We start from the raw sequence: 25,365 nt of genomic DNA on the forward strand, positions 1-25,365 counted from the left end.
CCGTGCCGCCGCTTCCGGTCTCACGAGGCGCCTCCGGCCTCACTGCGCAGGCGCCGACTCCGGCACCGACCAGACCAGCCGGGTCTGGGCGACCCGGTAGCCGGCCCGGGCGAAGGCGGCCGCCATCGGCGCGTTGTCGGTGTCCGTGGTGGCCGTGATCAGCTCGGCCCCCGCCTCCACCTGCACCCGGGTGATCTCGGCCAGCACGTCGTCCACGTACCCCTGGCCGCGCAGCTCGGGGACCACGCCGAGGTAGCCGACGTTGCGGTTGTACGGCGTCGCCGACGGCAGCGCCAGCCCGGCGACCGCGCCGTCGGGGGTGCGGGCCAGCCGCCACCACGAGCGCTCCCCGGGGCAGCCGAGGTAGAAGTCGACCTCCTCCTGGGCGGCTGCCTCGGCCCCCATCAGCGCGACGTTGCGGCGGGTCTCGGCGTCCAGGCTGCCGACCGCGATCCGGCGGAACACGTCGAGGAACTCCTCGTCCGTGCCCTCGGTGAAGACCAGCCGTCCGCTGCCGGCGGGCAGCCCGGCCTCCGGGGTCCACTCCAGGCGCAGCCGTTCCACCACGTCGGTGAGCCCGGCGGCCAGCGCGGCGTCGCGGCGCCAGTCGGCGGCCGCGACCACGGCCGGGTCCTCGCGCCAGCCCGTCGGCAGCGTCAGGTTGTAGAGCGGGGGCCTGGCCGCGCCCTGCTCGGCGAAGGCCCGCAGGCCGGCGCCGATCAGCTCGGCCCCGACCGCCGCCCGGTCGGCGACCGACGGGTCGACGTGCAGGCAGTCCAGGGCGACGGGGTGTTCGCTGCTCGCCTGCCCCCACCACAGGGCGCGGGCCACCACCCGGCCGTCCTGCTCGGCGATCCAGGTCCACTCCGGGCGGTACATGCCCTCCCCGAGCTCCTCCAGGTAGCGGTCGGCGTCGATCCAGCCGACCGGCTCGTCCACCGTCACGGCGGTGACCCGGTCGAGGTCGGCTTCGGTGGTGGGGCGGAACAGCATCCGGGACTCCTTGGTGTACGTGGTGACGGTGGCGCCAGAGGTGAAGACCCGGGAGTCGGTCAGCGTGAACCCGGTGGGGAGGAAGGGCGCCCGGAACAGCGGGATGCCGGAGCCGGCCACCACCGGGTAGCGCTTGACGACCAGTTCGTCGATCTCGCCGAGCAGCTGACCGGCGAGGTCCGCCCCGCCGCACAGCCAGATGCCCGCGCCGTCCTGCCGCTTGAGGCCGCGGACGAACGCCACCGGGTCGCCGGAGACGATCTCCACCGCCGGGTCCAGCGGGGCCAGGGTGCGGGAGAAGACGTACTGGGCGAGGTGCGGGTAGGGGCTGGTGACGCCGGCCGCGAGGCCGTGCCCGTAGGTGCCGCGGCCCATCAGCACCGTGTCGAACCGCTTGTTGGCGACGCCGTCCAGGCCCAGCGGCCCACGGCCGTGGGCCGGAAAGGTCTCGGGGTACTCGGCCACCAGCGCGGCGGCGAGATCGCCCTCGAAGGGGAAGAAGTCGAACTGGCCGTCGGGGCCCGCGATGAAACCGTCGAGGGTGGTGCCGACGTAATAGGTGAGCTGGCGCAAAGTCCTGCTTTCGTTCTGCTGTGGGGTGACGTCACCGACGCTACGGCGACGGCCGTACACCGGGCATCGGTCATCCCGACGTAATGCGGCCGGTCACCGGTCACCGGCCATCGGCCCGCTGGTCATGGGCGCCCGCGACCTGCTCGCCGCCCGGGTAGCCGTCGACCGGGTAGCCGTCGACCGGCTTGTCGGAGCGATCTGTCGGTTATCTGGCGATACCGCCGCTGAGCTGGGAATTCTCGCTGGCAGCCGAGGTCGCGGATCCCCTAGAGTCGGCGCGCCCGCCCCGGTCGGGGTGGTGGCGTACCGGCGTGCGTGGTCGAGCACGCGTGGCGATTCCAGGAGTTGACGGTCTGATGGTGTGTGTGGCGTGCGGGGCACGCCCGGTGGGGACGGACAGCGGCCGCTGCTTCGGCTGCGCGGAAGCGGCTCCCGGATGGGCGGCGGCGCTGCGCCCGGCGAACGGCCTGGCCGCGGCGGTCTACGTCCTGCTGGGGTTGAACGCCGTCCTGGCGGCCGTGGTGGTCGCGGTCGACGTCTGGTCGAACGTGCTCCTGGGCCGGGTGCTGGACGGGTCGGACGACGTCGGCCTCGACGACTTCGACGCCGTGAAAGCCGTGGCGGACACGGTGAACGGGATCTTCCTCCCGCTGGCGCTCGCCACCGCCGTGGTGTTCATCGTCTGGTTCTACCGGATCCGCGAGAACGCCGACCTGCTGACGCCGAACGGGCACCGCCACGGACGCGGCTGGACCATCGGGGCCTGGTTCACCCCCGTCGTCCTGCTCTGGTTCCCCTGGCAGCTGATGGTGGACTGCTGGCGGGCGAGCGCGCCGCTGGACGCCGAGGGACGGCGACGCACACCGTCGGAGAAGGTGCTCGCCCTGTGGTGGTCCACCTGGATCGGCTCGATCGTCGTCGGCCGGATCGCGAGCACCATGGTGCGCCACGTCGACCTGACGGTCATCGACAACCTGGAGAGCCTGCGCGACACCATCCGGGTCGAGGCCGCCGGATCGGCGCTGCGCCTGGTGGCGGCGGTGGCGGCGATCCAGGTGGTCAACCGGCTGACCGCCATGCAGCAGGCACGCCGGGCCGACATCAACCCGCTCGCCGCCAGAGCCGCCCAGGAAGCCCGGGCCCGGGCCCAGACCCTGGCGTCCCCTCCGGCCGCCACACCCGCACCCGCCGACGCGCCGCAGGCCCAGTCTCCCGCCTGACAGCCCACGGGCCGGCCGAGGAACGAATTCCTCGGCCGGGCCCGGAGGAAACCCCGGACGGTCCCCGCGGGCTGTTGTCAGGCGTGGGCGTGGGGGACGGGTTCGCCGGCGAGAGCGTCGGTCAGGGCCCGGGCGCTGCGCGACCACCTGGTGCCGGACGAACGGGAGCAGCCGGCGACGGCAGGCTGCCCGGATGAGCCGCTGCCCGTTGTCCCCGCCCGTCGACCGCCTGATCGGGCGGCAGAGGCCTCTGCCGCCCGTGTCGGAAGTGTCGGGTCAACGTCGGGTCAACGTCGTGGTCGGCCGGTACGTCCTGCCGTGACGATGGACACCGGGCGGGCCGGAGCGTCCGAGTGCGGCTCCGGGGCCCGCTCACGGCACTCCCAGTCCTCGCGATCATCCGTCCAACACCAGGAGACCCCCGTGATCAGGAAGCACACCGCCGTCCGCCTCGCCGCCGTCATCGCCGCCACCACCGCCGGCCTGGGCCTCAGCACCGGGATGGCATCGGCCAGCACCACCTACCCGGCCAACGTCCCCGGCTGTGCCGGGGGCATGGTGGTCTCGTTCTACAGCGGGCACGACCACGTGCAGGGCTACGTGACCTCCACCATGGGTGACCTCTGCAGCGTAGAGCTCCGGCAATCGAACGGCGGGCACTCGGGCGCGTCGACCCGGGGTGGCACGGTCTGGACCGCAGAGCTCCTGGACGCCGGAATCACCTCGTACGTCGTCGTGTGCAACGGGGACACCGGCCGCTGCGCCACCAGCGCCTCGTACTGACGGACGTCGCCGGTCCGCGGTGGTTCCGTCCTGGGGCGGGACCACCGCGGGACGACCGGTGCCACCCGCTACCCGAGGGTGAGCATCGCCTCGGCGACCTCGCCGACCGCCGTGGCGGGGATCGCGGTGGCGCCCTCCTCGAGGACGAGCAGCCGGGCCCCGGGGATCTCGCGGGCGATGGCTTCGCCGTTGCCGACGGGGAAGAAGCGGTCGCGGCGGCCGTGGACGACGAGGGTGGGGACGCCGATCCCGGGCAGGCGCTCGCGCCAACGGGGCGCGCAGTCGAGCCGGGAGAACACCAGGCCCAGCTGGTTGGCCAGCTGGACCGGGGGCGCGGTGCCGGGGGTGCGGTCCCAGACGCGCCCGGCGACGGCGCGCGCGGCGGCGGGGTCGTCGCCGAGGATCTCCGCGCCGGCGGCGGCGAACTCCGCGACCGCCGCGCGGTCGGCCCAGTCGGGCAGCGGCCGCGCGAACAGCCGGCCCATCGTCGCCGGGTCGTGGTCGGGGAGGTCGTCGTCGGGCGGGCCGGGGGCGACCGCGCGGGTGCCGACCAGGGTGAGCGCGGAGAACGCGCCCGGATGGTCGAGCGCGGCCACCTGGGCGACCATCCCGCCGACGCCGATCCCCGCGAGGTGCGCGGGCCCGCGGCCGAGCGCGCCGGCCAGGGCCGCCGCGTCGGCGGCGAGGCCGCGCAGGGTGTAGGCGGGCGCCTGCGGATCCGCCGTCGTCGACTCCCCGCTGTCGCGCAGGTCGTAGCGCACCACGCGGCGCCCGCCGGCGGCGAGGCGTTCGCAGAGCGCGTCGGGCCAGGAGAGCATCGTCGTCCCGCCCGCGAGCAGGACCAGCGGCGCGTCGTCGTCGCCGAACGACTCGATGCCCAGGGCGGTCCCGTCGACGTCGACCGTGGTCATCGGGATCACCGGCCGTCGTCGGGCCCGAGACCGCGGTCGGGCGCGCTCATGTCGCCCGTCCTCGGTGTGCCGTCGGCGAGGGCGTAGCGCAGGTACACGGTGCCCTGCGAACCGGCTGCCGGCGGTTCGAGGAGCGTGAGGTTCGTGGGCACCGCGCCGCCCTCGAACACCTTCTTCCCGACGCCGAGCACGATCGGGTGCACCCAGAGGTCGAGGCGGTCGAAGAGCTTCTCCCGCAGGAGGCTCTGCACCAGGTCCAGGCTCCCGACGACCTTCACGTTCTCGTGCCGGTCGCGGATCCCGCGCACCGCCTCGGCCAGGTCCGGGCCGAGCTGGGTGGACCCGGCCCACGGGAGCTCGGGCGTGCCGCGGGAGGCCACGTACTTCGGGACGCGGTTGAAGAGCTCGGCGATCTCGCCCTCCTTCTGGTGCGGCCAGTAGGAGGCGAAGATGTCGTACGTCCGCCGGCCGAGCAGGAGGGCGTCCGTGCCCTCGTACGCGGCGAGGATCTGCGCCCCGGTGGTCTCGTTCAGCAGGGGCGCCTGCCAGCCGCCGTACGGGAACCCCACCGGGTCCTCGTCGGGCCCGCCGGGTGCCTGCCCGACGAGGTCGAGGGTCGCGAACATCTCGATGTGGATGAGTCCCATGTCTGTGCTCCCGATGAGTCGGTCGTCCCGGCCGTTCCGGGCGCCTCGGTCGTTCCGGTCGTTCCGGTCGAGATGTAGACCTCCCGGCGCCGGAAAACTCATCGCCACGCCGACACCCGGTTTTCCGCGACCGGGGGCCGTATGCCTCGGCTCAGGTGAGGGCGATGACCAGCAGGACGGCCGCGAGCAGGAGGACGACCGTCAGCGCCGGAGCGCCGGGGCGCCCGCCGGGTTCGGAGGTGACGGCGATCCACGAGACGAGGGGGACCGCCAGCGAGAGGGCGATCGCCAGCCAGGTCACGGTACCCATGGGAACCCCGGCGACCTCGGCCCCGAAGACGGTCGTGAACATCACCGCCAGCCAGGCCGTCGCGGTCAGCACGGCCCAGGCCGCGCGGGCGGTCCACCGCTCGGCCGGGTCGGCCGCGCGGAAGTTGGTGCGGGTCGTCGTCCAGATCCGGGTCATGTTCGCCACCGGAGCATCCTGTCGGACGACACCGCCGGGTACCAGGCCGCGGAGACGGGTGCGACGGTCGGGTCCCCGCCCGACAGGGCCGGCACGGGAAGAAGCACTACATTGGGGCGAAAAGGGGCACGATCGCCGACGGGGTGTGGCCGATGCACTCGATCACCGACTGGCTGCGCGGCCTGTCCGGCCCGGTCGTGTACGCGGTCATCGGCGGCATGGTCTTCACCGAGGACGCCCTGTTCTTCAGCTTCTTCATCCCCGGCGAGACCGCCGCCGTCCTCGGCGGCTTCCTCGCCCACCAGGGCAGGGTCTCCCTGGCCTGGATGGTCCTGGTCGTGGTCTGCGCGGCCGTCCTCGGCGACTCCGCCGGCTACGAGATCGGCCGGCACCTCGGCCCGGCGATCCTGCGCACCCGCCCGCTGCGGCGCCACGCCAAGCAGGTCGACACGGCGCAGGACCTGATCCGCCGGCGCGGGCCGGCCGCCGTCTTCGTCGGCCGCTTCATCGCCTTCTTCCGCCCGCTGGTGCCCTCGCTGGCCGGGATGTCCCGGATGCCGTACCGCCGGTTCCTGTTCTACAACGCCCTCGGCGGGCTCGCCTGGGGCGTCGGCTTCACCCTGCTCGGCTACTTCGCCGGGGCCGCCTACACCAGGGTGGAGGGCACGGTCGGCCGGGTCGCCGCCATCGCGATCGCCGTGCTCGTCGCCGTCGCCCTGCTGGTCTGGTACCTGCGGCGGCACCGCTCGCGGCGCCGTGAGCCGTCGGACGACGGCGACGGCCGCAACCCCTGAACAGCTGCTCCTCGAATGAACGGCCTGCTCCTGAGCGGCTGCTCCTCGATGCGGGGGAGGCAGCCCGGAGAAAACCGGGTGCGGGGCCGCAGCCCCGACGGGCAGAATCGCCGGCGATGCTTCAGTTCACCGCCGACCGGCTGCTGGCCGATGTCGAGTCCCTGCCCCATGCCCTGCGCCTGCGCGAGGTCGCCCGCACCGCCCACCGCCTCGCGGAAAAGGGCCGACTCTCCCCCCTGATCGACGACTTGGCCGCCGGCGGCCCGTACGAGCAGCGGATCGCCGCGCTCGCGGCCCTGACCGGGAAGCAACTCCCTTATCTGTCACACAGGTTGACCGACCCCGATCCGGTGGTGCGCCGCTACGCCCACCGGGCCGTACGTGAACTCCCGGTGCCGGACGAGGTGGTGGAGCGGGCCGTCCGCACCGCCCCGACCGCCGTCCGGGACGAGCTGATCCGCGCCGTCCTGAAGGCCGGCCGGACGGCGGTGGCCGAGCGCCTGGTGCCCGTCGCCCGGCAGCGGTGGGGGTGCGCCGAGGCGGGGCGGCTGCTGCCGGTCTGCTCACCCGCGTTCGTGGCACGTGAACTGCCCGGCCTGGCCCATGCCGTCACCTTCACCCGCTCGCTCGGGGAACGTCACCCGGCAGCGGTGCTGGACGAGGCGGAGCGCCGGCTCGGCGAACTGCCCCGCGTGGAGCGGGCGGGGTTCTGGCGGCGGAACGCCGTCGGGCTGGGCGCCGCCGCCGGCCGGCTGCCCGGGAGGGCGCTGGATCTGCTGGAGCGCCACCCCGCCACCCAGTACCGGCCGACCTTCCCCGCGCCGCTGCGCGACCGGCTCGCGGCCCTGGCCGCCCACGACCCGGAGCGGACCGCCCGGCTGCTGGTGGCTGCCGGCCGGGACCGGCACGATCCGGCGCCGCGGCCCGCGCTCGCCCGCCGGCTGGCGGCGGCCCCGCTGCTGCTCCTCACCGAACTGGCCCACCGCAGCCCCGCCGACCACGCGGCGCTGTCGCGCGGACTGCCGCCGGCCACCCGGGTGGCGCTGCACGACGCCGTGGTGGCCGTGTCGAAGACCTACCCCCGCGGGTACTCCGGCGAGGTGCTGGCCACCCTGCCCGCGCCGGAGCGGATCGCCCGGGCCCGGGCCCGGCTGGCCGAGGACCCGGAGGCGCTGAACCTGCTCGTCCAGCTCCCGGCCGCCGAGGCGCTGCCCCGGCTGCTGGCGGAGACCAGGACGGCGGAGTCCTGGGACCGGGGCTACGCCTGGGGCCAGGTGGTGGAGCGGGCCGGGCTGTCCGGCGCGCCGAGCGCGGTCACCGAAGCCCTGGTCCTGCTCCAAGGCCTGCGGAACGAACAGGACATGGTGCGGGCCGAGGCCCTGGCAGCGGTCGCCGCCGTACCGCCGAAGCTCTTCGAGGCCGACGCGGCCGGACCCCTGGCGCGTCTCACCGAGGACGCGCTGACCGCGCGCGACTGCTCGCCGTACACCCGGACCCAACTCGCCCTGCTGGCCTGCTCCGTACTGGCCGAGCACGCCGGCGGCACCGCCCGGGACCTGGTCGACTGGGCCGTCCGCACGATCGAGAAACTCGCCCGGGCCGCGCCGACCGCCCTGACCGCCCAGACCGCCCCGCCCGCTCCGGTCTTCCCGCGGGAGCGGCAGGCGGCGGTGGCGGCCGAGCTGCGGCCGGCACTGGAACGGTCGGCCGCACTGCTGCTCGCGTTCGTCGACGGACTGCACCCCGCCGCACGTCGACTCCCGCTGATCACACGCCTGTTGGAGCGGGTGCCGGCCGACGGCCAGGAGTACGGACGGGCGGTGACCCACCTGCTCGCCGACCCCGCCACCCGCGGGCAGCGGGTCGCCCGCCTGATCGAGGCCGAGCCCGCCGCCGTCCCGCTCCCGGCCGTGCGGGCGGTCCTGACCCGGGACCGCACCGACCTGCTCACCCCGCTGCTCACCGCATTGCTCACCCCGCTGCTCGCTCCCGGGAACAGCGCGCCGCTCGACCTCACCGCCGCCGACCGCTGGACGGACCGTCAAGTTCGGGCCGCCGCAGCGGCACTGGCCCGCACGGCGGACGACACCACGGCGACGCCCGCGCAGCGGACCACCGCCCTCCGGGCCGCCGCGCACCTGCCCGGCCACGGCCGGGAACTGCTGCTGCGCTACGCCGGCCACACCGACACGGTGCTCTCCGAGGCCGCCCTCGCCGCCCTGCCGTGGACGGCCCGGCCCGCCGAGGCGCTGCCCGTACTGCTCGGCCACGCCGCCGACGAGCGCGCCCGGGTCGCGGTGTACGCGGCCGCCCGCGCCGCCCGGTTCACCCCGGCCGACGAGCTCGGCCCGGCCCTGGCCCGGATCGTGACCGACCCCACGACCAAGGTGACCAGCCGCAAGCAGGCCGTCCGGATCGCCGCCGCCCACCTGCCGCTGCCCGAGGCGACCGCGCTGCTGGAGACGGCCTACCGGGCCCCCGAGCAGCATCAGGACGTACGGCGGGTGGTGGTGGAGCAGGCGAGTGCCCGGCCCGCCGACCTCCCGCTCTGGGACGTGCTGACGGAGGTCGCCGAGGGCACCTCCGAGCTGCGGACGGTGCTCGCCGGGGAGCTCCGCCCGGACGGACTGCCGGTGGACGACCGCCGCCGCTACGCGGAACTGGTCGGCCGGCTGGCCCTCGCCGAGGACACCCTGGTCGCGGCCCTGGGCGCGGGCAAGCTCGCGGTGTGGGGCCGGTACGCCCCGCAGGCGGTGGCCGCGCTGGTCCCCGTGGTCACGGACCTGGCCGAGCGGGAGCGGTGGCGCCCGGCCGCCCGGGCGGTGAGCGCGATCGCCTGGTCGGACGCGCCGCACCCGTTCGGCGGCCTCGCCCCGGGGAGCCTGCTGGAACAGACCCTGAGCCACCTGATCGAGGCCGTCCGCACCGGCGGGCCGGCGGACGACGAGGGCCGGGACGAGGGCCGGGACGAGGCGGCCCGGCAGCGGATCGCGGAGTTCAGCGGCACGCACTTCTACCTCACGGAAGTGACGGCCGAGAGCCGGGCGAGGGCCCGTGCCCTGGCCGCCCTGCTGATGACCGAGCCGTCCCTGGTCCCGCAGGCCGTCCCCCGGTTGTGCCACGCCGTCGACCTGGACTCCGCGACCCTCGGCGAGGACCTCGTCGAGCTGGCGGCCGTGCTGACGGACCGCCCGATCCTCGCCGACAAGGCCGCCGAGGCGCTGCGCCCGGACGACGACCGCACGCCGCCGGGGGAGCACACACTGGCGGCCGTCCGCCGGTTGACGGAGGACGGCGGCCTGGCCGCCGGGCTGTTCGCGGCCAGGCTGGTGGCCCTGTACGGCCCCGGCCGGCAGTGGTCGGCACCGTGGCGGGCGGCCCTGCTCGCCCTGCGCCGGCATCCGCGGCCCGACGTCCGCGACCGCGCCCTGAGCATCTGGACCGCGCGGGAGTGACGTTCCGCCAGGCCCGCCACCTCCGCTGCGTCGTCTCCGTTCGCAGGCTCCTGGTGGCTGGCATGGGCGCTGGCCGGACTCGCCGAGGCGCTGGCACGGCAGGGGCGCGTCGACGACGCCACCGCACTCGCCCGCGAAGCCGAGGCCCTGTCCGGCGCCGCGGTCCACCCGGGGCCACGGGCCCGGGCCCACGCGCTGCTGGGCACGGCTCAGGTGGTGGCCCGCGCGGGGCTTGTCGACCGCGCCGCATCGATCGCCCGGTCCATCGCCGACCCGGACCGGCAGGCCGAGGCGCTCGCGGCCGTGGCCCGCCACGCCGACCCGGACCGGGCCCGCCCGCTGGCCGTCCGGGCACTACGACTGGGCAGCTGACACCGGACGGCCGACCTCCTCGCCGCACTCGCGCCCGACGCACTGACCACCATCGCCGACGACCTCCTCCGTGCCCACGCGCGGACCGCCCCCGACGGAGTGGACCCTCACCCTCAGGTTTAGCGTGAGCCTTTCCGCCCGGGCCGGCTCCGGTCGCTGTCCGGTGATCGTCGTCCCGGCCGGGGGGCGAGGCCGGGCGGGCCGTGGGAGCTCCCGGGGGATACCGCTAGGCTCTGGGCGGCTTCGGGGCGCCGTGCCCGGGAGGGCGAGTGGGGGAGTGGTGCGGCGATGCAGCCGTTGCTGGCCGAGGATCCGTCGGTCATCGGGTCGTACCGGCTGCTGGGGCGGCTGGGCGCGGGCGGGATGGGCTGCGTCTACCTGGGGCGGACGGCCGGGGGCCGGACCGTCGCGGTGAAGGTCGTGCGGCCGGAGCTGGCGGCGGACGCCGAGTTCCGGGCCCGGTTCCGGCGCGAGGTGGCGGCGGCGCGGCGGGTCGGGAGCGAGTGGACGGCGCCGGTGCTCGATTCGGACACCGAATCGCCCGAGCCCTGGGTGGCCACCGGCTACGTCGCCGGGCCCTCGCTGGCCGAGGCGGTGGCACAGTTCGGACCGCTGTCCGAGCACGGGGTGCGGGCGCTGGCGGCCGGGCTCGCGGAGGCGCTGGAGGCCATCCACGGGCTGGGGCTGATCCACCGTGACCTCAAACCGTCGAACGTGATGCTGTCGCCGGACGGCCCGGTGCTGATCGACTTCGGGATCGCGCGGGCGATGGACAGCCTCGCCACGTCCTCGCTCACCAGCACCGGGGTCGTGGTGGGATCGCCGGGGTACATGTCGCCGGAGCAGGTCCAGGACCGGCCGCTCGGTCCCGCCTCGGACGTGTTCCAGCTCGGCGCGGTGCTGGCGTTCGCGGCCACCGGACGGTCGCCGTTCGGCGCGGACAGCGCGGCCGCCCTGCTCTACAAGGTGGCGCACGGCGAGCCGGAGCTGAGCGGCCTGCGGGGCGAGCCGCGAGCGGTGGCGCAGGCCTGCCTGGCCAAGGACCCGGCCGCCCGGCCCGGCCCGCGGGAGGTCGCGGCCAGGCTCGCCCCCGGCGGGGCCGCCGAGCTGGTCGCGGCCGGCTGGCTCGCCGCGCCGCTGATGGCGCAGATCAGCCGCAGGACGGTGGAACTGCTCAACCTGGACGCGGCACCGGAGCGGACGGAGGGCCCGGCACAGGCCCCGCCGGTGCCTGAGCCGGAGCCGGTGCCGACGAGGACGGTGCTGACGAGGACGGAAGCGACAGCGGAGCCGGTGCCGGAGCCGGTGCCGGATCCGAAGACGACGGTGCTGGTGCCGGAGCCCGCGCCCGCCCCGACGCGGGGCAAGCGCGGCAACGCGCTGGTCGCCGCCGCCGCGGTCGTGCTGGCCGCGGCGGCGGTCACGGCGGCCGCGCTGCTGCACCCCGGCGCGGGGAAGGCCGCTTCGGGGCGGGCCGTCCCGGGGAACAGCCCGTCCGTCCCCGCGGTCACGCCGACTGCCCCGATCGCGGCGGCGACCGCCCCGAGCACCGCGGCGACCCCCGGCCGGCCGGTGCCCGCCGAGTGCCGGAACATCGACACCGGAAAGCTGGAGCAGCTCTTCGGCAAGGGGACGCGCGCGCCCGAGGGGAGCACCAAGTCCTACGGCGCCGGTACCGCGAACGCGTTCTCCTCGCAGTCCTGCACCCTCTGGTTCGCCGGCGGTGCCAGGGCCAGTACCTACGTCGGCTTCGAGACCCTGACCTTCGGGACTCCCGAGCAGGCCCGGCAGTTCTACGCGGACTGGGAGAAGAGCGACACCGGGACGGCGTCCAGGCCGCCCGTCGCGCTCGGCGAGAAGGCCTTCCAGTCGACGAAGGACGACACCGCCCTGTCCGAACGGGACTACCGCCTGGCCACGGTCACCGCCAACCGGGTCGTCAGGGCGTACGTCCCGCACGACACGGGTTTCCGGGACGACGCCGTGGCCGCCACGACCAGTGACGTGATGAAGGAGCTGCTCACCGGTCTGCAGTAGCCCGTACGCCCCGTACGCCCCGTACGCCCCGTCCGTCCTGGCCGCCCCCCCCGCCTGCCCCGACCACCCCGCGGGCCCCGATGTCCGACCCACTGCCTAGGCTGGGGCCAGGCCGATGACCAAGGGGGCAGGACTGTGCGGATCGAACGTCACCAGGTGGACGGGGCGCGGGTGGCGAAGGCCCGCGAGGACTTCGTGAACCGGATCGGGAGGCAGGTCCACTCCTACTCCCGCGCCGGTCTGATGACCACCACCGAGTGGCAGCTGATCACCGACTCCTTCCTCGACTACCTCGGGGCCCTCTCCACCACCCGGCCCGACCTGGACTGCGCCGAGGCCAAGGCCGTCCTCAAGGACGCCGCCGAGGCCGCCGTCGGCGCCGTCTCCTTCGCCGCCTACCACCCGCACGACAGCTTCCACGTCTTCCTCGACTACCCGAACTTCGGGATGAGCTACGACCCCGAGTACGGGCAGGAGCGCGACCCCCGCAACCGGGTCACCGCCGGGGACTGGCTCGACGCCTTCTGCCTCGCGATCCTCTCCGACAAGGTCTCCGCCCACGGTGAGGCCTTCTGCTGGGCCCGGCAGCTGATGCCCGACGGGCCGGTCACCTCCACCCTCGAACTCGCCGACGGCTTCGGGGCCCACTTCTTCGAGGAGGAGGAATTCCCCACGGCCTCCGCCGCCGAACCGCAGCCCGGCCTGCGCGCGCTGCGCGCCCTCACCGACGGGGACCGCGAGGCCTTCGACGCCGCGCTGCTCGCGCTCCTCCAGGACGGCCCGCACGGCACCGGACCGGCCAGCCTCCTGCCGCTGGTCCCGATCGCGCTCGCCGCCCTCGCGTACCGCACCCACGGCTGGTCCCCGGCGGTCGACACCGACTACCTCCCGCACGCCCTGGTCACCGGCTTCGAGGCCCCCGGCCCGCGCGTCCGCGGCCTCGGCCGCGACCCGCGCCCCGACGCCGTGGCCCGGCTCGCCGCCGGGCCCGTCGACCTCGACCGGACGAGCCCGGCCCGGCCGCTCAGCCCGGACAGCGAGGCGCGGTTCGAGCGGCGCACCCTGGAGGCCCTCACGCCGAAGGAGGGCGAGCCGCTGGACGCCTGGGAGCTCACCTGCGCCCTGCGCCACCAGACCCACCTCCTCGCGGCGCGCGCCTCGGAATCCTCCGACGCCACCGACGCCCAGCTCGCCAACCTGCGGCTCGGCTCCCGGCTGGGGGCCGCCGTGTACCGGGCCGCCCTCGCCGAGCCGGGCACCGAGGCCGAGGTGACGATCGACGGCCGGACACTGCGCTTCCCCGCCAGCCGGGACACGGACTTCGGCCCGGCCTTCTGGGAGACGGCCCTCTCCTACGCGCTGATCACCGGCAGCTCCGAGGACCTCGAACCGCTCCTCCTGGCCGGCCCCACGATCGCCGCCGAGGACCGCTCGCCGTTCGCCGCCCCGTACCGCACCGCCCTGCACGACCACCTCCGCGGCGCCGACCCGCTCCCGGCCACCGAGCGGGCCCTGAAGGAGGTGGAACGCATCGGGGACCGGACCTTCCTCCCGCCCCCGGTCGTCCTCTTCTCGCAGCTCGTCGAGGGCGACGAGACCAGCTTCAACCTCGCCCTGCTGGACGCCCTGGAAGCCCACCGCGACCACCACTCCGTCGCCGACCGCGCCACCGACACCGAGGCCCCGCTCAACCTCGGCATCCTCGCCCTCGCCTGCCACGCCCGCCGCACCCGCGGCTGGACCGTCCACGTCCGCTCGCCCTACCTCCCGCCGCGCCTGCTGGAGGCGGCCCGGCCCGCGTGACGCACCGGGTCCGCGTGACGCCGCCGGGGCCGTGTGACGCCGCCGGGCCCGCCTGACGCGCCGTCCGCGTCGTCCGCACGGTCCGGCCGCGTCCACCCGTCCTCGTACCGGCTACCGGCGCGTCACCCGGTCCGCGCCCGCGCCGGGAGAGACCAGCGATTCGAAGTCCGCCACCAGGTCGGCGGGGGACGGGAGGGCGTCGATCTCGGCCTTCACGGCCGCGGCCGACTTCCGCAGGCCGTCGTCCGTGACCAGCCGGTCGAGCAGGGCGGTGTCGACGGCGTCCAGGCTGGAGGTCAGTGCGAAGCCGTTGGCCCGGCCGGCGGCGGCGTTGGCGAAGTTGTCGGCGCCCTGGGGGAGGATCAGCTGGGGGACGCCCAGCGCCGCCGCGGTCAGCATGCTCCCCGAGCCGCCGTGGTGGACGACGCCGTCGCTGGCCTGGAGCAGCTGGCTCAGCGGCACCCACGGCAGCGGCCGGACGTTGCCGGGCAGCGTACCGAGCGGCGTGAGGTCCTCGTCGCCGACGGCGAGCAGGACCTCGGCGTCGAGCGCCCCGGCCTGCTCGATCAGCCGGGAGACGGGCGCGATGCCCTCCCACTCGGTGAACACCGTGCCCAGCGTCACCGCGATCCGCGGCTTGGCGCCGCGCCCGACCAGGTCGGCGGGGATCGTCCCGCCGCCGTTGTACGGCACGTACCGCACCCGCCAGCCCCCGCCGTCCCCGCCGAGCGAAGCCGGCACGACGTCCACGACGGCGGCCGGCGCGGTCGCCTCGACCCCGTGCGCGCGGTAGTCGGCGGCGAGCAGCCGGCGCAGGCGGGCGGCCACCCCGCCCGAGGTCACCCCGAAGTTGTGCGCCACGGCGGGTATGCCGAGCTTGGCGGCCACCAGCGGCGCGGCGCCCTGGAAGGACTCGTGCACGACGACGTCCGGCCGCCAGTCCCGCGCGACCTTCAGCAGCCCGTCGACGGTCGACCGGCCGAACTCGGCGAAACCGAGCGCGCCCAGTTCGTTGGTCTCCTCCTCCGTCCGCTCCGCGTCGGCGAAACGGACGTCCTCCGGCAGGGCCCGGGCGAAGGCCTCCCTGAGGGTGCCGCCGTCGCCGACCTCGACGACGGGCAGTCCGGTGTTGCGCAGGACCGCGACCGGCTCCTGGCCGGCGAACAGGACGTCGTGCCCGGCCGCCCGCAGGGCCAGGGCGGTGGGTATCACGGGAAAGATGTGGCCGACCGCCCCGGGGGCGGTGAACAGGACTCGCACAGTGGTCCTCCTGATGCGGATGGGTGTGCTCGGTTGGTCGGGGGACCCGGCCCTCCGTCCACCGGTCTCCGCCGGGTACGGGACGTCCCGCGCGCCGGGAGCCGTGCCGCGCGCGGGAGGGCCGGGTCCGCCTCGATGTCGGCTGTGGCCACGTCGCCCCTGGTGAGCCGGTGACCGCCCCTCGGACGGCCACTGTGCGCAAGAGCCTGTCATCGCCCGCCCTGACCAGGCACTTGTGCTTTCTGACAGATCTTCACCGCGGGGACGGCCGGCTTTCCTTTCGCTCGACCCGGGCCGCGTCCCTTGAAATGCCGTCCTGTCTGTGTTCCAACGGTCGTGGGGTGGGCGGAAGTTACCCGGCCTGAGGAGGCCGCCACCGGTCCGGCAGGCGGACAGGGCAGGCAGGCGGACAGACAGGCAGGCGGACGGGGGTGGGGCGGTCGGGGCGCCCGGTCAGGCGCCGTCGCCGGGGGCTTGCAGCCTCGCCCGGTAGGCGCGCTTCTTGACGAGGGCGCCGCAGGTCTTCATCGAGCACCAGCGGCGGGCGCCCGCACGGGAGGTGTCGACGAAGGGGACGCCGCAGTCGGGGTTCCCGCAGATGCGGACGCGGCTGCGGTGCTCCGACGCGCAGAGGGCGATCAGGTCCCGGGCGACCATCGAGAGCACCGCCGCGATCGAGTCGCCGTGCCAGCGCACGGTGGCCGCGTCGGGGGCGAGTTCGGGCATCGAGGGCGGCTCGGCGGCGGCGCGGTTGACGAGTGCGATGTCCGCGGGGGAGGGCGGGACGGCGTCCGCCAGGGCGCGGCCGGTGCGCTGGATCGCCTCGCGCAGGTGCCTGGCGTGGTCCAGGTCGGCCTCGGCGCAGGGCGGCGCGGCCGTCGTGCAGGCGCTCTGCACGGCCCAGCGGCTCAAGTCCTCGGGCCGGGCCAGCCGTTCGAAGGGCGTGCCGGTGCCGCGGTCGGCCAGGGTACCGGCGAAGGCGAAGCACAGCCGGGCGTCGTCGAAGCGGAAGTCGGCCTTGGCGCGCTGACGCCCCTCGCGGCCGCCGTCCTTGCCGTTCGTGTCCTCTGCTGCGCCGTCTTCCATGTCCACCACTTTATGCGGTTGACATGATTCCGGGCAAACGGCTAGCTTCCAGGTCCACCGCTTGAACCGGTGGACTTTTGAGCGGGCAGTCCGCTTCCCGCAACTCGTCCCCGCTTCCCGCAACGTCTCTCCGCAGCACGAGGAGGCCGCGCCATGCGCGCCGCAGTCATCGAGGAACTCCACAAGCCGCTCGTCCTCCGCGACGTGCCCGAGCCCGCCTGCCCGCCGGACGGCGCGATCGTGCGCGTCGGGGCGAACGGCATCTGCCGGACCGACTGGGCCCTGTGGGCCGGGCAGTTCTGGACGGGCGGACCGCGGGTCGAGGCCCCGTTCGTCCTCGGCCACGAGTTCGCCGGCACCGTCGTGGAGGTCGGCCGCGAGGTGCGGGGGTGGAAGGAGGGCGACCGCGTCATCTTCCCGATGAACCCCGGCGAGGGCTCGTGCGAGATGTGCCGCAGCGGCAACCAGCACGTCTGCGAGCACGTGGACGCGCTCGTGCCCGGGGTCTCCTACTGGGGCGCCTTCGCCGAGTACGTCATGGTCCGCTTCGCCGACGTCAACCTGGTCGAAGTGCCGGAGGGCGTCGGCTTCGTGGACGTCGCCGCGCTGGCCTGCCGCTACATGACGGCCTTCCACGGGATCGTCGACCAGGCGCGGGTCCGCGGCGGCGAATGGGTCGCGGTGTACGGCGCCGGCGGCGGCATGGGCCTGTCGACGGTGGAGATCGCCGCGGCGACCGGCGCCAACGTCATCGCGATCGACATCACCCAGGACAAACTGGACGCCGCCCGCGCGCTCGGCGCCGTCCACACCGTCGACGCGGCCGCGACCGACCCCGCCGAGGCCGTGAAGGACCTCACCGGCGGCGGCGCGCACGTGTCGGTCGACGCCGTGGGCATCGCCGCCGCCTGCCGCAACTCCGTACTCTCCCTGCGCACCCGCGGCCGCCACCTCCAACTCGGGCACACCACCGCCGCCGAGCAGGGGGACGTCCCGCTGCCGGTCGACGTCATGATGGTCAAGGAGCTGGAGTTCCTGAGCGCCTTCGGCATGCAGGGCCAGCGCTTCGGCACGATGCTGAACATGATCGCCGCCGGCCGCCTCAGCCCCGGCCGCATCGTCTCGCGCACCGTCGGCCTCCACGAGGCGAGCGAGGTCCTGGAGTCCCTGGAGACGTACGGGCCCACCGGCGTCGTCGTCATCGACGCCTTCCGCCCCTGAACCGTCCGAACCGGTTCGACCCGTCGGACCGTCCGAACCGTCTCCCCTGAGAGCAGGCACACCCATGCCCGATTCCCGCCGACCCATGGACCAGGAACTGAGCCTGGCCCTCGACGCGGTCCCCATGACCCCCAACGGCGCGTTCGACCTGACCGACCTCGCCGCGACGCGCGCGGCCTTCCGCGCCCAGGCCGAATCCGCCGCCGACAGCCAGCCCGCCGACCCGTCGGTCGCCATCGAGGAACACCTCGTGAGCCGGACGGACGGCCCCGACGTACCGGTCCGCCTGCTGCGGCCCAAGACCGCGCCCGGGCCGCTGCCGGTGCTGCTCTGGTTCCACGGCGGCGGGCAGGTCCTCGGCTTCGCCGCCCAGGACGACCCCTGGCTCACCCGGCTGAGCGCGGCCCTCGGCTGCGCCGTCGCCGCGGTCGACTACCGGCTCGCCCCGGAGACACCCGCCCCCGGCGCCGCCGAGGACGGCTTCACCGCCTACCGGTGGCTCGGCCGCGAGGCGGACGCCCAGGGCCTGGACGTCACCCGCATCGGCATCGCCGGCCAGAGCGGCGGCGGAGGCATCGCGGCGGCCACCGCCCTCCTGGTCCGCGACCGCGGCGGCGCGCAGCCCCTGTTCCAGTCACTGACGTATCCCATGCTCGACGACCGCAACCGGACCGCGTCGAGCCACGAGATCACCGACATCGGCATCTGGGACCGCTCGACCAACCTCCTGGCCTGGCAGGCGATCCTGGGCGAGCGCGCCGGCACCGACGACGTCTGCCCGTACGCGGCCCCCGCCCGCGCCGCCGACCTCGGCTCCCTGCCGCCCACCTTCATCACCGTCGGCGACCTCGACTGCTTCCGGGACGAGGACCTCGAGTACGCCGCCCGCCTGCGCGCCCAGGGCGTCCCGGTCGAACTCCACCTCTACCCCGGCGCCTACCACGCCTTCGACCTCATCGCCCCCGGCTCCCGGCTGGCCGCCACCTTCCACCGGACCTGGACCGACTACCTCGCCCGCCAGTTCCGCACCGCACCGCACCCCGGCGGGGCCCTTCACAAGGGCCGATTTCTCGCCCGGAACGGGTGAGTTGGTTCGTTCCGTACCCGCCGGGTCCCGTTGTGGTGGATGATCGCGACGTGAGTACGTGGTGGGAGACGCGCCGCAGCGTCCGGCTGGCGGAACTGGCATACGCGCTGGAGTTCTTCGGCGCCGACCCGGTGGAGGACCCCGGTGTCGGCGAACTCGCCCACGCCGCCCAGGCCCTGGCCGGGGAGTACCGCGCCAGCGACCGGGGCCAGGCGATACACCGCGCCGGCGACCTGCTGGACCAGGCCGCCACCGCCCTCCACGCCGCCGACCGCCTGCGCGGCACCCCGATCCCCGTCGTCAACCACCACCTGCGCCACGCCGCCACGTCCCTGGCCCACGCCCACGCCTGCCTGCGCGCCCGGGCCCTCCCCCCCGCCGAACCGGTCCCGCCCGCCTGATCCACCGCGCCCACGCCGTCAGCGCGCGTCGGCTGCGGGGGCCGGGGGTTCCGCCTCACCCGGGATGGTGCGGGCCCGTGGCCTGCGCTTGAGTACGGGTACTCAGGCGCTGCTCCGGGCCCCGCGCCTACGGTGATGGGACGGGAGTCAGGACGGAGGGGCGGAGTGTTCGACAAGGGGTTGGCGAAGGGCTGCCTGGGGGGCGTGCTGGGTCTCGTCGGCCTGGCCGGGGGCGTGTTCCTGCTCCACCTGGTCGCGTGGTGGTTGATCAGTTTCGAGTGAGCGCACCCGTCCAAGCCCGGAGCCGGGCGCTCGCTTCCCGTGCCGGAGCGGGAGACGGCTTGTCGGTGCTGGTGCCTAGAGTGGCCGCGGATGCGTAGTGATCATCACCTGCGGGTGGGGGAAGGGGTCTGTGCCATGGGTGACGGTGTTCAGTGGCTGTTGGACCACGACGACTGGTGCCACAGCGTCTTCTTCGGCCGTGGCCTCGCGCCGGAGGAGCTCGCCCTGCGGATGGGCGGTGTGCCGGGGTCCGTCGGGTCGCCGATCACGGGTGCGGAGGCCTGGCGCGTCGTCATGGACGACGGGACGGACGACGAGGATCTGGTGCGCGTCGGTGCGTACGGGGAGTGGTCCTTCGCCCTGGAGTACGGGATTCCCACCGGGGCGGAGCGGTTGGCGGACATCTCGCGGGGCGGGGTGGAGGTCGTCCGGCTGGATCCTCAGCCCGACCATCCGCCGAAGCAGTTCGCCTACGCCAGGGACGGGGTGGAGATATGTTCCTTCGGTCTCGGCGAGGAGGTCTGGCGGTGGGGCCAGCAGCCGGACTTCCTGCTGGCCGATCTGGTGCGGGCCGGCGTGCTCCTCCCGGACGGCGAGTCCGCCCGTTCGGACGAGGAGGGCCTCGGGGACGAGGACCGCGCCACCCTGGGGATGCTCGAGTCCCGGTTCGGCCTCGCCCTGCCCCGCGACGTGGAGGAGCGGCCTCTTCCGGCCTTCGTGATCCGGTGACCACCCGCCCCTGAGGCCGTCGGGCCGCCACCGGCTCCCGCTACTTCAGCAGGAAGTCGTACACCGCCTGCCGCCCGGCCGGGTTCGCCGCCCGGTTCTGCACCGAGTGCGCCGCCCCGGGCACGATCACGATCTGCGGGTCGTGTGCCAACTCGGCCTGCTCGTACAGAACTTCGTACGGTGTGGCCAGGTCCCGGTCGCCGCCGAGCAGCAGCACCGGCACGTCGGGCAGCTTGCGGTGCGCCGGCGGGGCCGGTGGCACCGGTTCGCGCGGCCAGTCCAGGCAGACCAGCAGGCTGCCGAGCCCGGTCGCGGTGGCCGCGTCGTACGGCCAGGTCTGCTCGGTGGTCAGCCGCTGCCGGGTGCGCTCCAGTGCCGCCGCCCGGCCCGCGACCGGGGTGTCGGTGGTGCCCCACGGGAAGCGGGAGTCGGCGCAGACGGTGGCGGAGTGCAGACCCTGGCTGAGCTCCTCGGCCGGGGCGGCGTCGACCTCCCGGTGGACGAGCTCGAAGAAGTCCTGGAGCTTCGCGGGCTGCCCGGCGGCGGCCTCGTGCAGGATCTCCGGGACCCCGCCGTAGTCCGGGTCGATGAACTCGTAGCCGGTGAGCGCGCTCAGGATCTGGGCCCCGTCGCCGTACCGCCGGACGGTGGCGGCGAGGTCGGCGGCCGGGTCGGTCGTGCAGCCGGTGGCCTGGCAGGCGGCGCGCAGCACCCGGGCGGTGGCGGGCAGCGCGGCCAGGTCGAGGGGGTCCATGCCCTGCCGCGGCGCCACCGAGTCGAGCACCAGCCGGGCCACGCGCGCCGGGTGGGCGAGGGCGTACCGCTCGGCGACGAAGGTGCCGTAGGAGACGCCGTCGATGGTGAGGCGGCGGTCGCCGAGGGCGCGGCGCAGCAGGTCGATGTCGGCGACGGTGTCCGCCGTGCTGTAGTGGCGGGCGTTCGGGCCGAGGGCCGCGGCGCAGTCGGCGATGGACTGCTTGCGCGGCACGGCGAGGTCGGAGGAGCCCATGTCCTCCTGCAGGCCCGGGCACTGGAGCGCGCCCCGGCCGGTGCCGCGCTGGTCGAACATCACCAGGCGGTAGTCCTTGAGGACGGGCTCCAGCTTGCCCGCCATCCGCCTCATCCCCGGGACGCTGGGCTGGCCGGGGCCGCCGGCGAGGAACAGCAGGTCGCCCTTGGGCGCGTCGGCGTTCCCGGTCATCGCCACGTCGAGCCGGAGGGTGCCGGGGGTGGCGCCGCTGTGGTCGAACGGGACGGTGAGGGTCCCGCAGGTGAACTCCGGTGCGTCCGGGCAGGGCGCCTGCCCGGTGATCCCGCCGCGGTGCCGGGCCGCTTCGGCCGGCGCCGCGAGGGCGGGCGTGCTGGCCAGGGCGGTGCCGGCGACCATCGCGACGGCGCCCAGCAGGGCGGCGATGCGGCCACGCGTGCTCGTCATGTTCGTCCTTCCGTCGCGCCGCGTCCGTGCTGACGCGGCCACGGAAGCAGCCTGCCCCCGGGATGCTTCGACGACGAGCGTCCGGGCGGGATTCGGCCGGGGAACGAACCGTCAGGACCCGGACGGCCCCGTCCGCCCGCCGCGCCGGATCGCCACCGCCTGGGTGCGCACGCGAAGGAACGGTCGGCCGGTACCGTGACCGACCGGCCGTTCCGGCTTCGTGCGGGCATCGCCCAGCCGGGCTCAGCCCATCGTGCAGGCGAGCTGCGCCTTCACCGCGTTGCGGAGGTCCTCCTGGGCACGGCAGTCGGCGTTGTAGACGTCCTCCCACTTGGGGCTGATGACGTGGGCGTTCACGATCTCGGTGATGATGTTGACGTTCCCCTGGGCGACGATGGTGTTGTGGGCCACCGTCACCTGTGACGTCGGCGCCGTCTGGGCGCCGATGACGCCGCCCTCGCCGTAGATCAGGTTGGTGATCTTGGTGTAGACGGTGACCTCCTTGCCCTGGATGTTGTTGCCGACGATGGCAACCGTCCAGTCCTTGTAGTTGCGCTGCCAGGCGTAGTTGGTCCTCTGGTTCAGGGCGGACACGGCGGCGTACCCGAGCTTGGCGACCCAGTAGTGCTTGATCAGCGGGCGCCCGCCCGGGTGGTCCCGGGGGTGCACCGGCTCGCCCGACTGCACGTCGCCGTACAGGTCCTGGTTCCCGCTGCTCAGGCGGTCGGCCGCCGAGCTCGGCTGGGGCGCCGCGCCGGCCGGCGCGGCGACGGCGCCGCTGACGGCGAGGGCCGCCGCCCCGGCGACCACGGCCGTCTTCCACTTTCCGGCGAAACGCAGACTGGATGCCATCCTGGTACTCCTCGATCCCGCATGTCGACAAACACGGGCGCACCCTCGCGCCCGCCACCGGGGAACACCCGGCACCCCGACTCTCGCCGACCCGCACCCGGGCACACATCAGTCATTTGACGGCGAGACATGACGTACGGCCCGTCCCGCCGTTGCCGCGATCCGGCTCCAGCTCCGGCTCTCCGGCTCCGGCTTCGCCCGTGATCAACCCCGGGCACCGGTACGAGCGGATCACGCGGTTCCCCTCCCCGGATCGGCTCCGCCGACCTGCCGGACCTGCCGGGGCTCGCCTCTGGCCCGTCCGCGCTCCGCGTTCGGGGCTGGTGTCCGGGGGCGGCGGCGCGGTCCGGGCGCGTTCGGCGTGCGGTCGGACGGCAGGCGGGTGAACACCGCGTGGTTCTCCGTCCCTCCCGGCGGCCGATCGGCGATAACGGGAGGCAGCCCGGGCCGCCGCCGCCCGCGCGTTCAGCCGAGAGGATGACAGATGCCCCTGATCAACTACGGTGTGCTCGCCGCCAGAGTCGTCGAGAGCAAGCGCGAGGCAGGGAACTCGACGCCGCACTACCAGATCCACGCGCGCGACGACGGCGGCACCGACTACCGGATCGCCGTGAACGTCAGGTCCCAGGGCACGCCGCCGAATCTGCTGTACGTCGCCATCGACGACTTCCACCATCCGCTGACGCAGCTGCTCCCGCCGGCCGGCAGCGGCTGGCACCCGGAGCCGTCCCGGCCCGGCACGGTCAGCCTCGACTTCATCCGCGGGAACCTCTTCGACCCGGCCACCATGCGTGTCCTCCCGCCCGACGTTCCAGGCCTCGACAACGACCTGGAGGACCTCCTCGACCACTACGTCCAGCGGGCCATCGCCGACCAGAGCATCGGCCTGTACGTCTTCGGCCAGCGCTGGCCCACCGACGCCAGTGACAAGGTGTTCGGCTTCCACCCCGGAAACGGCGTCCACGACATCCACATGAACCAGGGCAACGACGCGGGGCACGCCGGCGACGACGGGGTCTGGCAGGACGGCGGCCTGCTGCTGCACGTGGCCCCGGAGAACCGCTGGGTCGCGATCTTCCTGGCCTTCCAGTCCCAGGCGTGGCACACCGACGACACCACCGGCCACGCCCTCGCCCCCACCCGGCCCACCACCCCGCACCAGGAGCCGGTACGGATCTCGGCCGCGCTGGTCAACCCGCTCGCCCCGGCGACCGGGACGGTGACCGTGGTCAACACCTCGGCCGCGCCGATCAACCTCCAGGGCTGGCACCTCAGCGACCAGCAGAACCTGCTCCCGCTGCCCGACACCGAGCTCCAGCCGGGCGCCTCCACGACCCTCCCGGTCGCGAACGGCTTCCGACTGGGCGAGGACGGCGGCGTGATCACCCTCCTCGACCCGGCCGGCCTCAAGGTGCACGGCGTCGCCTACACCGGGAGGCAGGCGTCCGCCCCGGGCCAGACCCTCACGTTCTGAGGGCGCGCGGAGGTGCTCGCGGGCCTCGCCGTCGTCGTGGCCGGCCTCGCGGTCCACCTGCACCGGCGGTCCGGCAGCCGGACCGAGACCGTCGAGGGGTTGCGGGCCGAGCAGGAGCTGAGGGCCCGGCTGCAGGCCGCCCGCTCCTCCTACAGCTCGATCGCCATGCACAGCACCCACGGCCTGACCGTCGACGAGCTGGAGAGGTGCCGCAGGTAGGGCCCGCCGCCGCCCCGCCCGAACCGGCCCGCGCCACCGAGGCCCACACCCCGGACCGCGCGAGTCCCGGGGGCGGGTCCCCGGCGCCGGGGCAGGCGGCGATCCGGTGGAAGGCGCGCGTAGTAGCGGAAGGCGCGGCCGATCGTTCCTCCGGGGAAGGCGTTCCCGTCCCGATGGAGGATCCGTGCCGAAGTTGCCCACCGCCCTCGCCGCCGCGCTCCTCAGCGCCGCCGTCGTGGTGCCGGCCGTCGTGGTGCCCGCCGTTCCCGCCCGTGCGGCCGCGACGACGCCCGAGGCCCAGGTGAACACCTTCTTCCGGGAGTACCGCCGGGCCGTCCTCGACACGAAGGACCGGTCGCCCGCCGAGGTCCGCGCCCACTACCTGACAGCGGACCTGAACAAGAAGCTCGACGCCTGGGCCGAGGCGAACGACGCCGACCCGGTGTTCCGCGCCCAGAACGTGCCGCGTGACTGGTCCACCCGCTACGAGGGCAGCGGCGCCGGCCACACCACGATCGTCCTCACGGAGCGCTGGGGCGGCGGACAGTCGCAGGACGTCTGGTACTCGGTGGACCTGGGCACCCTCGTGATCAGCGACCTGGAGGACCCGCCGGCGAAGTGACCATCCTGCGCGGCACCTCTGCTCCGGCGGGTCCGGCAGGTCCGGCAGGTCCGGCGGGTCCGGGACCGGGGGCGGATCGTCCGCCGGAGGGCCTCAGCTCTTGACGTACCACGGGGTGACGAACCCCTTGTGGGTGCGGTCGCGGGACCAGGTCGTCACACCGTCGGAGCCGAGGGCGTTGATGGTGAAGTTGAGGTCGTTGAGCTTCTTGGTGAACGTCACCTTGCCGGTGAAGTAGCCGCCCAGGGAGTTCCAGCCGCTGTTGGTGGTGCGGAACCAGACGGCGTGGTCGGTGCCGATCACGAAGTCCACCCAGTCGCCGCTGTTCAGCGGCCAGAGGCTCTCGCCGTCGCCGTAGGCGCCGCCGCAGTAGAAGCTGCCGTTGTCGAAGCCGTGCGTGCTGGTGCAGACCCGGGGGAGGTCGCCGGCCTGCGCGGGGGTGGCGGTCAGGACAGCGGTGGCGAGCAGGGTGAGGGTGGCGAGTGCGGCTGCGGGCTTGTTCATGGATACCTCGGGGGGCGGGGCGGGCAGGGGACGGCCGGGCCGTGGCGGAAGGCCGGCGGTCGTTCACGCCAGGGCTTCGGCCCCATCCTCGCGCAGCTGCCGACTCATGATCAATCTGGTCCGGTGAGAGTCATCTCTC

At 74.6% G+C, this 25,365-nt stretch carries 23 protein-coding genes; 14 read left to right on the forward strand and 9 right to left on the reverse strand.

Annotation, left to right across the window (positions count from 1 at the left end):
• Positions 1-39: 39 nt before the first annotated feature.
• Complete coding sequence (locus ACYP53_RS40525) at positions 40-1,566, reverse strand: hypothetical protein (protein ID WP_459651117.1); 1,527 nt, start codon at positions 1,564-1,566, stop codon at positions 40-42.
• 356 nt (positions 1,567-1,922) lie between these two features.
• Here ACYP53_RS40525 and ACYP53_RS40530 point away from each other — a divergent pair, with 356 nt between their 5' ends.
• Together ACYP53_RS40530 and ACYP53_RS40535 are read left to right on the forward strand one after the other, a co-directional pair.
• Positions 1,923-2,786 (forward strand): DUF4328 domain-containing protein, encoded by an 864-nt coding sequence (locus ACYP53_RS40530; RefSeq protein WP_459651118.1) that lies wholly within the window; start codon positions 1,923-1,925, stop codon positions 2,784-2,786.
• Between the two features lie 423 nt (positions 2,787-3,209).
• Positions 3,210-3,569, forward strand: coding sequence for a hypothetical protein (locus ACYP53_RS40535; RefSeq protein ID WP_459651119.1), 360 nt, complete (start codon positions 3,210-3,212; stop codon positions 3,567-3,569).
• A 68-nt stretch (positions 3,570-3,637) separates the two neighbouring features.
• Here ACYP53_RS40535 and ACYP53_RS40540 read toward each other — a convergent pair whose 3' ends face one another.
• From ACYP53_RS40540 to ACYP53_RS40550, 3 genes are all read right to left on the reverse strand, one after another.
• Entirely contained in the window at positions 3,638-4,480 is an 843-nt protein-coding gene (locus ACYP53_RS40540) for an alpha/beta fold hydrolase (RefSeq protein ID WP_459651120.1), read from the reverse strand.
• A 5-nt stretch (positions 4,481-4,485) separates the two neighbouring features.
• Entirely contained in the window at positions 4,486-5,127 is a 642-nt protein-coding gene (locus ACYP53_RS40545; protein WP_459651121.1) for a dihydrofolate reductase family protein, read from the reverse strand.
• Between the two features lie 151 nt (positions 5,128-5,278).
• Positions 5,279-5,602 carry a hypothetical protein gene (locus ACYP53_RS40550; RefSeq protein ID WP_459651122.1) on the reverse strand — a complete coding sequence of 108 codons (324 nt, stop codon included), beginning with the start codon at positions 5,600-5,602 and terminating at the stop codon, positions 5,279-5,281.
• Between the two features lie 143 nt (positions 5,603-5,745).
• On the opposite strand from ACYP53_RS40550, the gene ACYP53_RS40555 reads away from it, so the two are divergent.
• The 5 genes from ACYP53_RS40555 (at position 5,746) to ACYP53_RS40575 (ending at position 14,054) form a co-directional block, all read left to right on the forward strand.
• Positions 5,746-6,387, forward strand: a complete 642-nt coding sequence (locus ACYP53_RS40555; RefSeq protein WP_459651123.1) for a DedA family protein — start codon at positions 5,746-5,748, stop codon at positions 6,385-6,387.
• 116 nt (positions 6,388-6,503) lie between these two features.
• Entirely contained in the window at positions 6,504-9,842 is a 3,339-nt protein-coding gene (locus ACYP53_RS40560) for a hypothetical protein (RefSeq protein ID WP_459651124.1), read from the forward strand.
• A 216-nt stretch (positions 9,843-10,058) separates the two neighbouring features.
• Entirely contained in the window at positions 10,059-10,214 is a 156-nt protein-coding gene (locus ACYP53_RS40565; protein ID WP_459651125.1) for a hypothetical protein, read from the forward strand.
• Between the two features lie 288 nt (positions 10,215-10,502).
• Positions 10,503-12,251, forward strand: a complete 1,749-nt coding sequence (locus ACYP53_RS40570) for a serine/threonine-protein kinase (RefSeq protein WP_459651126.1) — start codon at positions 10,503-10,505, stop codon at positions 12,249-12,251.
• A gap of 135 nt (positions 12,252-12,386) precedes the next feature.
• Positions 12,387-14,054 carry an immunity 49 family protein gene (locus ACYP53_RS40575; RefSeq protein ID WP_459651127.1) on the forward strand — a complete coding sequence of 556 codons (1,668 nt, stop codon included), beginning with the start codon at positions 12,387-12,389 and terminating at the stop codon, positions 14,052-14,054.
• A gap of 111 nt (positions 14,055-14,165) precedes the next feature.
• Here ACYP53_RS40575 and ACYP53_RS40580 read toward each other — a convergent pair whose 3' ends face one another.
• Together ACYP53_RS40580 and ACYP53_RS40585 are read right to left on the reverse strand one after the other, a co-directional pair.
• Complete coding sequence (locus ACYP53_RS40580; RefSeq protein WP_459651128.1) at positions 14,166-15,314, reverse strand: nucleotide disphospho-sugar-binding domain-containing protein; 1,149 nt, start codon at positions 15,312-15,314, stop codon at positions 14,166-14,168.
• A 453-nt stretch (positions 15,315-15,767) separates the two neighbouring features.
• Positions 15,768-16,400, reverse strand: a complete 633-nt coding sequence (locus tag ACYP53_RS40585; protein WP_459651129.1) for a CGNR zinc finger domain-containing protein — start codon at positions 16,398-16,400, stop codon at positions 15,768-15,770.
• Positions 16,401-16,553: 153 nt separating this feature from the next.
• On the opposite strand from ACYP53_RS40585, the gene ACYP53_RS40590 reads away from it, so the two are divergent.
• From ACYP53_RS40590 to ACYP53_RS40605, 4 genes are all read left to right on the forward strand, one after another.
• The gene (locus ACYP53_RS40590) at positions 16,554-17,621 is read left to right on the forward strand and encodes an alcohol dehydrogenase catalytic domain-containing protein (RefSeq protein WP_189923374.1); all 1,068 of its coding nucleotides are present in this window, start codon (positions 16,554-16,556) and stop codon (positions 17,619-17,621) included.
• 85 nt (positions 17,622-17,706) lie between these two features.
• Positions 17,707-18,708, forward strand: a complete 1,002-nt coding sequence (locus ACYP53_RS40595; protein ID WP_459651130.1) for an alpha/beta hydrolase — start codon at positions 17,707-17,709, stop codon at positions 18,706-18,708.
• 50 nt (positions 18,709-18,758) lie between these two features.
• Positions 18,759-19,109, forward strand: a complete 351-nt coding sequence (locus tag ACYP53_RS40600) for a hypothetical protein (RefSeq protein ID WP_189923378.1) — start codon at positions 18,759-18,761, stop codon at positions 19,107-19,109.
• Positions 19,110-19,526: 417 nt separating this feature from the next.
• Complete coding sequence (locus tag ACYP53_RS40605) at positions 19,527-20,120, forward strand: DUF6461 domain-containing protein (RefSeq protein WP_459651131.1); 594 nt, start codon at positions 19,527-19,529, stop codon at positions 20,118-20,120.
• A 40-nt stretch (positions 20,121-20,160) separates the two neighbouring features.
• Here ACYP53_RS40605 and ACYP53_RS40610 read toward each other — a convergent pair whose 3' ends face one another.
• Complete coding sequence (locus tag ACYP53_RS40610; protein WP_459651132.1) at positions 20,161-21,555, reverse strand: alpha/beta fold hydrolase; 1,395 nt, start codon at positions 21,553-21,555, stop codon at positions 20,161-20,163.
• A 243-nt stretch (positions 21,556-21,798) separates the two neighbouring features.
• A complete protein-coding gene (locus ACYP53_RS40615) occupies positions 21,799-22,407 on the reverse strand; it encodes a hypothetical protein (protein WP_189923384.1) in 609 nt (202 codons plus the stop codon).
• 484 nt (positions 22,408-22,891) lie between these two features.
• Here ACYP53_RS40615 and ACYP53_RS40620 point away from each other — a divergent pair, with 484 nt between their 5' ends.
• From ACYP53_RS40620 to ACYP53_RS40630, 3 genes are all read left to right on the forward strand, one after another.
• Positions 22,892-23,881, forward strand: a complete 990-nt coding sequence (locus ACYP53_RS40620) for a DUF2278 family protein (protein WP_459651133.1) — start codon at positions 22,892-22,894, stop codon at positions 23,879-23,881.
• 12 nt (positions 23,882-23,893) lie between these two features.
• Complete coding sequence (locus ACYP53_RS40625; RefSeq protein WP_459651134.1) at positions 23,894-24,100, forward strand: hypothetical protein; 207 nt, start codon at positions 23,894-23,896, stop codon at positions 24,098-24,100.
• Positions 24,101-24,284: 184 nt separating this feature from the next.
• Positions 24,285-24,722 carry a hypothetical protein gene (locus ACYP53_RS40630; protein WP_459651135.1) on the forward strand — a complete coding sequence of 146 codons (438 nt, stop codon included), beginning with the start codon at positions 24,285-24,287 and terminating at the stop codon, positions 24,720-24,722.
• Between the two features lie 93 nt (positions 24,723-24,815).
• Here ACYP53_RS40630 and ACYP53_RS40635 read toward each other — a convergent pair whose 3' ends face one another.
• Complete coding sequence (locus ACYP53_RS40635) at positions 24,816-25,226, reverse strand: hypothetical protein (protein ID WP_189923391.1); 411 nt, start codon at positions 25,224-25,226, stop codon at positions 24,816-24,818.
• Positions 25,227-25,365: the final 139 nt, after the last annotated feature.

Source organism: Kitasatospora sp. Ki12, from assembly GCF_054601375.1.

Bases quoted from the DNA above. Each gene is read 5' to 3' on its own strand.
- ACYP53_RS40530 (WP_459651118.1), top strand. From the start codon at position 1,923: ATGGTGTGTGTGGCGTGCGGGGCACGCCCGGTGGGGACGGACAGCGGC.
- ACYP53_RS40540 (WP_459651120.1), bottom strand. From the start codon at position 4,480: ATGACCACGGTCGACGTCGACGGGACCGCCCTGGGCATCGAGTCGTTC.
- ACYP53_RS40545 (WP_459651121.1), bottom strand. From the start codon at position 5,127: ATGGGACTCATCCACATCGAGATGTTCGCGACCCTCGACCTCGTCGGG.
- ACYP53_RS40555 (WP_459651123.1), top strand. From the start codon at position 5,746: ATGCACTCGATCACCGACTGGCTGCGCGGCCTGTCCGGCCCGGTCGTG.
- ACYP53_RS40560 (WP_459651124.1), top strand. From the start codon at position 6,504: ATGCTTCAGTTCACCGCCGACCGGCTGCTGGCCGATGTCGAGTCCCTG.
- ACYP53_RS40570 (WP_459651126.1), top strand. From the start codon at position 10,503: ATGCAGCCGTTGCTGGCCGAGGATCCGTCGGTCATCGGGTCGTACCGG.
- ACYP53_RS40585 (WP_459651129.1), bottom strand. From the start codon at position 16,400: ATGGAAGACGGCGCAGCAGAGGACACGAACGGCAAGGACGGCGGCCGC.
- ACYP53_RS40590 (WP_189923374.1), top strand. From the start codon at position 16,554: ATGCGCGCCGCAGTCATCGAGGAACTCCACAAGCCGCTCGTCCTCCGC.
- ACYP53_RS40595 (WP_459651130.1), top strand. From the start codon at position 17,707: ATGGACCAGGAACTGAGCCTGGCCCTCGACGCGGTCCCCATGACCCCC.
- ACYP53_RS40605 (WP_459651131.1), top strand. From the start codon at position 19,527: ATGGGTGACGGTGTTCAGTGGCTGTTGGACCACGACGACTGGTGCCAC.
- ACYP53_RS40610 (WP_459651132.1), bottom strand. From the start codon at position 21,555: ATGACGAGCACGCGTGGCCGCATCGCCGCCCTGCTGGGCGCCGTCGCG.
- ACYP53_RS40615 (WP_189923384.1), bottom strand. From the start codon at position 22,407: ATGGCATCCAGTCTGCGTTTCGCCGGAAAGTGGAAGACGGCCGTGGTC.
- ACYP53_RS40620 (WP_459651133.1), top strand. From the start codon at position 22,892: ATGCCCCTGATCAACTACGGTGTGCTCGCCGCCAGAGTCGTCGAGAGC.
- ACYP53_RS40635 (WP_189923391.1), bottom strand. From the start codon at position 25,226: ATGAACAAGCCCGCAGCCGCACTCGCCACCCTCACCCTGCTCGCCACC.